The sequence below is a fragment of the Nocardia puris genome, assembly GCF_003315035.1.
In the GTDB taxonomy this organism is placed as follows: Bacteria; Actinomycetota; Actinomycetes; order Mycobacteriales; family Mycobacteriaceae; genus Nocardia; species Nocardia puris.
Genome location: NZ_QNRE01000042.1, coordinates 1 through 5,908 on the forward strand (window position 1 = coordinate 1; position 5,908 = coordinate 5,908).

4 protein-coding genes and 1 pseudogene are annotated in these 5,908 nt (G+C 68.9%); 3 read left to right on the top strand and 2 right to left on the bottom strand.

Going from position 1 to position 5,908, the window contains the following annotated elements; genetic code table 11:
• Positions 1-185 precede the first annotated feature (185 nt).
• Complete coding sequence (locus tag DFR74_RS35045) at positions 186-2,933, bottom strand: ATP-binding protein (RefSeq protein WP_067514838.1); 2,748 nt, start codon at positions 2,931-2,933, stop codon at positions 186-188.
• 119 nt (positions 2,934-3,052) lie between these two features.
• Here DFR74_RS35045 and DFR74_RS35050 point away from each other — a divergent pair, with 119 nt between their 5' ends.
• Genes DFR74_RS35050 through DFR74_RS35060 form a run of 3 tightly spaced genes read left to right on the top strand, consistent with a single transcriptional unit; the run spans position 3,053 to position 5,651 of the window.
• Positions 3,053-3,994, top strand: a complete 942-nt coding sequence (locus DFR74_RS35050) for an alpha/beta hydrolase (protein WP_067514840.1) — start codon at positions 3,053-3,055, stop codon at positions 3,992-3,994.
• Positions 3,994-4,848, top strand: coding sequence for an alpha/beta hydrolase (locus DFR74_RS35055; RefSeq protein ID WP_067514842.1), 855 nt, complete (start codon positions 3,994-3,996; stop codon positions 4,846-4,848). Before DFR74_RS35050 ends, DFR74_RS35055 begins: the two co-directional genes overlap by 1 nt.
• Positions 4,845-5,651 carry an alpha/beta fold hydrolase gene (locus DFR74_RS35060; protein ID WP_067514844.1) on the top strand — a complete coding sequence of 269 codons (807 nt, stop codon included), beginning with the start codon at positions 4,845-4,847 and terminating at the stop codon, positions 5,649-5,651. Before DFR74_RS35055 ends, DFR74_RS35060 begins: the two co-directional genes overlap by 4 nt.
• Before the next feature lie 113 nt (positions 5,652-5,764).
• Here the strand turns inward: DFR74_RS35060 and DFR74_RS35065 are convergent.
• Positions 5,765-5,908, bottom strand: a pseudogene (locus DFR74_RS35065) (IS3 family transposase); the annotation flags it as partial.

Sequence of the window (5,908 nt, forward strand, 5' to 3'; positions counted from 1 at the left end):
GTCACGCGGTGACCACCTCGTTTCCGGCTACGACACGCTCGGAACAGGGGGCTGCTCGGGTGGTCGGGCCGTACACCACGCTATTGGACGCAACCTGGACATCAGCACCGACGAACTTCCTGACGGTGTCGAATTGTTCGCACACGGTTCGTACTGGCGAGGGGAGAACGGCATTCGTGTGGTGGTCAGAACCGGTGCTGTAATTCGCGGCGGGAGGTGATGTCGAGTTTCCGAAAGATTTTGCGCAGGTGGTATTCCACGGTTGCGGTGCTGAGGAACAGTTCGGCGGCGATCTGTTGGTTGGTGATGCCGGTGGCGGCGAGATGCGCGATCTGCAACTCGCGTGCGGTGAGGGCGTAGGCGTTGTCGGGGGTGCGTTCACGCGCGGTCTCACCGGTGGCGGCCAGTTCGGTGCCGGCGCGGTCGGCGAAGGCCGCCGCGCCCATGGCGTCGAACAGTTCCAGAGCACTGCGCAATTGGTTGCGTGCGTCTCGGCGGCGTCGGCGGCGGCGCAGCCATTCGCCGTAGAGAAGGCGAGTGCGGGCGATCTCGGTTGCCGAGGGTGTCGGCTCGAGCAGGGCCAATGCTTGCAGATACAACGGCTCGGCCTCGCTGTCGACGGCCAGCAGCGCGCGGCTGCGGGCCAACACACCCATCGCCCACGGGGTTCCGCTGGCGGTGGCGCGTGCGGTGAGGCGGACCAGGGCTCGTTCGGCGGCGGGGGTGTCGTTGTTGCGGACGGCCGCTTCGATCAGGTCTGCCAGGACCATGCCCCCGAAATGGGGTGGGTCCTCGTCGAAGACGACGGTCGCGGCGACCTGCGCGGCAGCGTACTGGCAGCGGCCCAGGTGCAGGGTGATCTGGGCGTGGCGGGCGATCTGCACCTGGAGTCCGCCGGGGCGTTCGGCGTCGAGTCCGGCTTGCACGGCGACCGCCGCCAGGGTGGGTTCCTCGTCGCCGCGCCACCCGTGGAGGAGCGCGTCGCTGGTGTTCGCGTAGCGCAGGTCCGCGCCGATCGCGGCGGCGATGTCTTTGAACTCGGCGTAATGGGCTGCGGCGGTGGTGAATCGGCCGCAGAGCAGGGCGTGTGTCGCCAGGCCGTGCGTGGCGGCTTGGAGGATGCGTAGGGTGCCGTGGCGGCGGGCGGTGGCGGCGTAGCGGCGTGAGCATTCGCCGAGGGCGTCGATGTCCCAGAGTTCGAGGGCGAGCAGCACGCCGAGCAGGAACCAGCGTGCGGCGTCGGTGTTCTCGGCGCCGTCGGCGAGCAGGGCCGCCAGTGCGCGTCGCATGTGCGGCACAGCGGTGGTGTAGTCGTCGCCGACGAGGTGGGCGTGCGCGGTGAGCAGCAGGTCCTCGAGTGTGGGCGTGCCCGGCGGATGTGGCAGCTCGAGGGCGGACTGCGCGACGCGTCGCGCAGTCATGTCCCCGCCGATGCGGGCTACCACCGCGACCGCGTCGAAGGCTTCGAGCAGGGTGTCGCGAGCAGTGCGGGTGTCGTGGTCGGCGAAGAGCATGGCTGCGTCGTGCAGCAGGGGCACCGCGCCTTCGCGGCCGAGCATGACGTTCAGGAAACCGCGCAGTCGCATCGCGTACGCGTCCAAGACCGCAATCCCGAGATCGGGGACCAACTGGTCGAGCAGCTGTTCGGCCAGGAACGGTGCTCCCGCGGTGAGGGCCGCGCCGGCCGCGGCGAGCAGCCGCCCGTTGCGTTGGACAGCAACCGGACTCAGTTCAGCGGCGGTGCGCAGGAAGGTGGCCTGGGCCAGGTAGCCGCCGCGCTCGCGGGCCCGATCGGCGGCCGTCTCCACCTCGGCGGCCACCTCCTCGTCGGGTTCCTCGGTCGCCGCGGCGCGATGCCAGGCGCGTCGATCGCTGTCGGTGGCCGGGTCGGTGGCTGCGGCCAAGGCCGCATGTGCCCGGCGTCGCCGGTTCGGAGTGGCACCGTTGTAGACCGCGGAGCGGATCAGAGGATGCCGAAAATCGGTAGTGGATGAGTCTGCTCCGAGCACGACCAGATCGGCGCGGCGCGCGTGGTCCAGCGCGGCGTCGAGCGCCTCGGAGGTGGCCTCGCTGAGCAACCCCGCCGCCCGCCGCAGCACATTGCGGTCCCCGCCGGAGTTCGCGGCCAGGATCAGCAGAAAGTCCTGGGCGGCTGTGTCGAGACGGTGCACTTGGCGCAGGAAACGCGCCTCCAGCCTGCGGTCCAGGGGCAGCAGATTCCCGAGTTCGGGGCGCAGCGGTGTGCCCTCGTCCAGGCGGCGCGCCAGTTCCACGATGGCCAGGGGGTTACCGCCGGTTTCGGGGAGCAGAGCTGCGGTGATCACGCCATCGATGCGGGTGCGCAGTTCGGTGTCGAGCAACTCGGCTGCGTCAGGATCGGCGAGCCCGTCCAATTGCAGTGCGGGCAGGCCTGTCAGCAGCTCCTCGCCGGTGCCGTGCCGGCGAGCACCGAACAGCAGGACCACGCCCTCGGCGTCCAACCGGCGTGCCACAAATCCCAAGACCCGCAACGATTCGCGGTCCAGCCACTGCGCGTCGTCGCAGACCGCGAGCAGCGCGCGATCGGAGGCGGCGTCGGCCAGCAGCGACAGCGTGGCCAGCCCGACCAGGAACAGGTCCGGTGCCGGACCGGGCAGCAGGCCGAACGCGGTCTCGAGGGCGCCGCGTTGCGGGCTCGGCAGCCGGCCCCGCTCGCCCAACAGCGGCCGCAGCAACCGGTGCAGGCCCGCGAAGCTCAGATCCTGTTCGGCCTCGACCCCGGACACCGTGGTCACCTGCAGCGCCGCCGCGTCGGCTACCGCCTGTGTCAGCAAGGCTGTCTTGCCGATCCCGGCCGCACCTGTCACGACCAGCACACCGCTGATACCGGATCCGGCCCGATCCAGCAGTCCGGCGATCTCGGCGAGTTCCGCTTTGCGGCCGAGCAACACCATGGTCACAATCTAGCGTTGACCTGGCGTCGCCGCTGGTGACTAGGGATGGTCAAGGATTCGAAGACCCCGGGAATCGGCAGAAACTGAGGAGCCATCGAATCCGAGCCAGGAGGTCTGCGATGAGCAAACCCGTACTGGAACCGGCGGCCCAGGCGTTCGTCGACGCCACCGCCAATCCGCCCTACCTGTTCGACCTGGGCCCCATCGAGGGCCGCGCAACCGTGGACGAGGTGCAATCCCCCGAGATCGAGGTGCCCGGCACCAGCCGGACGGCGATCACCGACCCCGACCTGACCATCTTCCGGCCCACCGCAATCGCCGGTCCGCTGCCGGTGATCCTCTACCTGCACGGCGCGGGATGGGTCTTCGGCAACGACCACACCCACGGCCGCCTCGCCCGCGAACTCGCGCTCGGTGTCGGTGCGGGAGTGGTGTTCGTCAACTACAGCCTCTCGCCGGAGGCACGCTACCCCGTGGCCCTCGAACAGGCATTCACCGCGCTGCAATGGATCCGCGACCACGGCACCCAGCACGGGCTGGACGCGAGCCGGATCGCAGTGGCCGGTGACTCGGTCGGCGGCAATATGAGTGCGGCGCTCACCTTACTGGTCAAACAACGCGATGCCGCGCCGCTGGCGGGGCAAGTGCTGTTCTACCCGGTCACCGACGCCTCGTTCGACACCGGCTCCTATCGGCAGTTCGACACCGGCTATTTCCTGCGCCGCGACGCCATGCAGTGGTTCTGGGACCAGTACACCACCGACCCGGCTCAACGCACCGAGATCACCGCCTCCCCGCTGCGCGCGACCAGCGAACAACTCAGCGGGCTACCGGCGGCGCTGGTGATCACCGCCGAAGCCGATGTACTCCGCGACGAGGGCGAAGCCTACGCCGACAAGCTGCGCGAGGCGGGGGTGGCGGTCACCGCCGCCCGCTACGGCGGCATCATCCACGACTTCGTCATGCTCAACGCCCTGCGCGACACCCACGCCGCCCAGGCTGCCATCACCCAGGCCATCGCGTTCCTGCGCGACGTCCTGACCGGGAAGGACACCGAATAATGTTCACCGACCACGATGCTCAGCAGGTCCGACAAGCCAACGACACCGACCGCACCCCGGTGGTGTTCGTGCACGGATTGTGGCTGCTGCCCTCGAGCTGGGAGCGGTGGGCCGAGGTCTTCCGTGCCGCCGGATACGCGCCGGTACTGCCCGGCTGGCCCGACGACCCCGACACTGTCGCCGAGGCCAACGCCCATCCAGAAACCTTCGCCGGCAAAACCGTCGGCCAGGTCGCCGACCACTTCACCGAACTCATCGGGCAGTTGACGAACAGGCCCGTGGTGATCGGGCACTCCTTCGGCGGTCTGCTTGCCCAGATCCTGGCGGGACGCGGGCTTTCCAGTGCGACGGTGGCCATCGATCCCGCCCCGTTCCAGGGCGTGCTGCCGCTGCCCATCTCCTCGCTCCGCGCGGCCGCGCCGGTGCTGAGCAACCCCGCCAACAGGCATCGCGCGGTGCCGTTGACCTTCGAGCAGTTCCGCTTCGCCTTCGCCAACGCCGTCGACGAACCCGAGGCGAAACACCTCTACGAAACCTTCGCCGTGCCTGCACCCGGAGCACCGCTGTTTCAGGCCGCCGCGGCCAACCTCAACCCCTGGAGTGAAGCCAAAGTCGACAGCCTCAATCCCGAACGCGGCCCGCTGCTGCTGATTTCAGGGGAGAAGGACAACACGGTGCCGTGGGCGATCACCAACGCCGCCTACAAGAAGCAGCACCGCAACGAAAAGTCGGTCACCGAGATCGTGGAGATGCCGAACCGGGGCCACTCGCTCACCATCGACTCCGGCTGGCGCGAAGTCTGCGACACCGCACTGGGATTCGTGCAGCGCTTCACCACCCAGGACCGGCCATGAGGACCGCCACGCATCGGCTGCGTGGCCTGGTGATCGCCCTCGCCGTGGCCCTCGCCCCCGCTGCGGCCACCGTTGCGGCGACGGCCGCGCCAGTCGCGCCGACCATCGTGCTGGTGCACGGCGCGTTTGCTGACACCACCAGCTGGGACGGTGTCGCCGCCGCGCTGCGCGCCGACGGCTATCGCGTGGTAGTCCCGGACAATCCGCTGCGCGGACCGGCCTACGACGCGGCGGCCGTGCAGCGCAGCCTCGACGAGATCTCCGGCCCGGTGGTGCTGGTCGGGCACTCCTACGGAGGAGCGGTCATCACCCAGGTTCATGACCCCAAAGTGCGAGCCCTGGTGTTCATTGCGGCGTTCGCCCCCGCCGCCGGCGAGATCAACCAGCTCGCGCTCGACCCGATCCGCTTCCCCGGCAGCCGCCTACTGCCACCTGTTCTGCAAGTCGACGTCACCGACGACGCCACTGGGATCGCTGGCAAGAACGTTGACGCCTCCATCGCCGCCGACGACTTCCACGAGGTCTTCGCCCAGGATGTCACCGACACCACGGCAGCGACCATGCTCGCCCACCAGCGTCCGCTGGCGTTGACCGCGAACCTGGAACCGTCCGGCACGCCGGCGTGGTCCACCACACCCACCTGGTACCTCGTCTCGGCTCGAGATCGCGTGATCCCGCCCGCCGCACAACGATTCATGGCAGCGCGTATGCACGCAAACACCAGCGAGCTGGATGCTTCACACGCGTCGTTGGTGTCGCGGCCGGTCGAGGTCGCCGCTGTCGTGAAGGCCGCCACGACGTAGCCGCACACGACAACCTGCAGTAGGGAACAACAATCGCAGGCGACGTCCATCTCATCGGGTGGGCGCCGCCAGGGTTGGGCATCAGGGGCTGCTGCAGGATCGGGTGACAGCGGTTATGCAGCCTGTCGGGCTGCTGGAGCCATGATGGTTTCGAATTCGATGGGGGTCAACCGGCCGAGCCTGGCTTGTCGACGACGCCGGTGGTAGGTGCGTTCGATCCAGGTGACGATCGCGATCCGGAGCTGCTCGCGGGTGTC

Excerpts from the sequence above, each read along its gene's own strand:
- DFR74_RS35045 (WP_067514838.1), bottom strand. The coding sequence starts at position 2,933 with ATGGTGTTGCTCGGCCGCAAAGCGGAACTCGCCGAGATCGCCGGACTG.
- DFR74_RS35050 (WP_067514840.1), top strand. The coding sequence starts at position 3,053 with ATGAGCAAACCCGTACTGGAACCGGCGGCCCAGGCGTTCGTCGACGCC.
- DFR74_RS35055 (WP_067514842.1), top strand. The coding sequence starts at position 3,994 with ATGTTCACCGACCACGATGCTCAGCAGGTCCGACAAGCCAACGACACC.
- DFR74_RS35060 (WP_067514844.1), top strand. The coding sequence starts at position 4,845 with ATGAGGACCGCCACGCATCGGCTGCGTGGCCTGGTGATCGCCCTCGCC.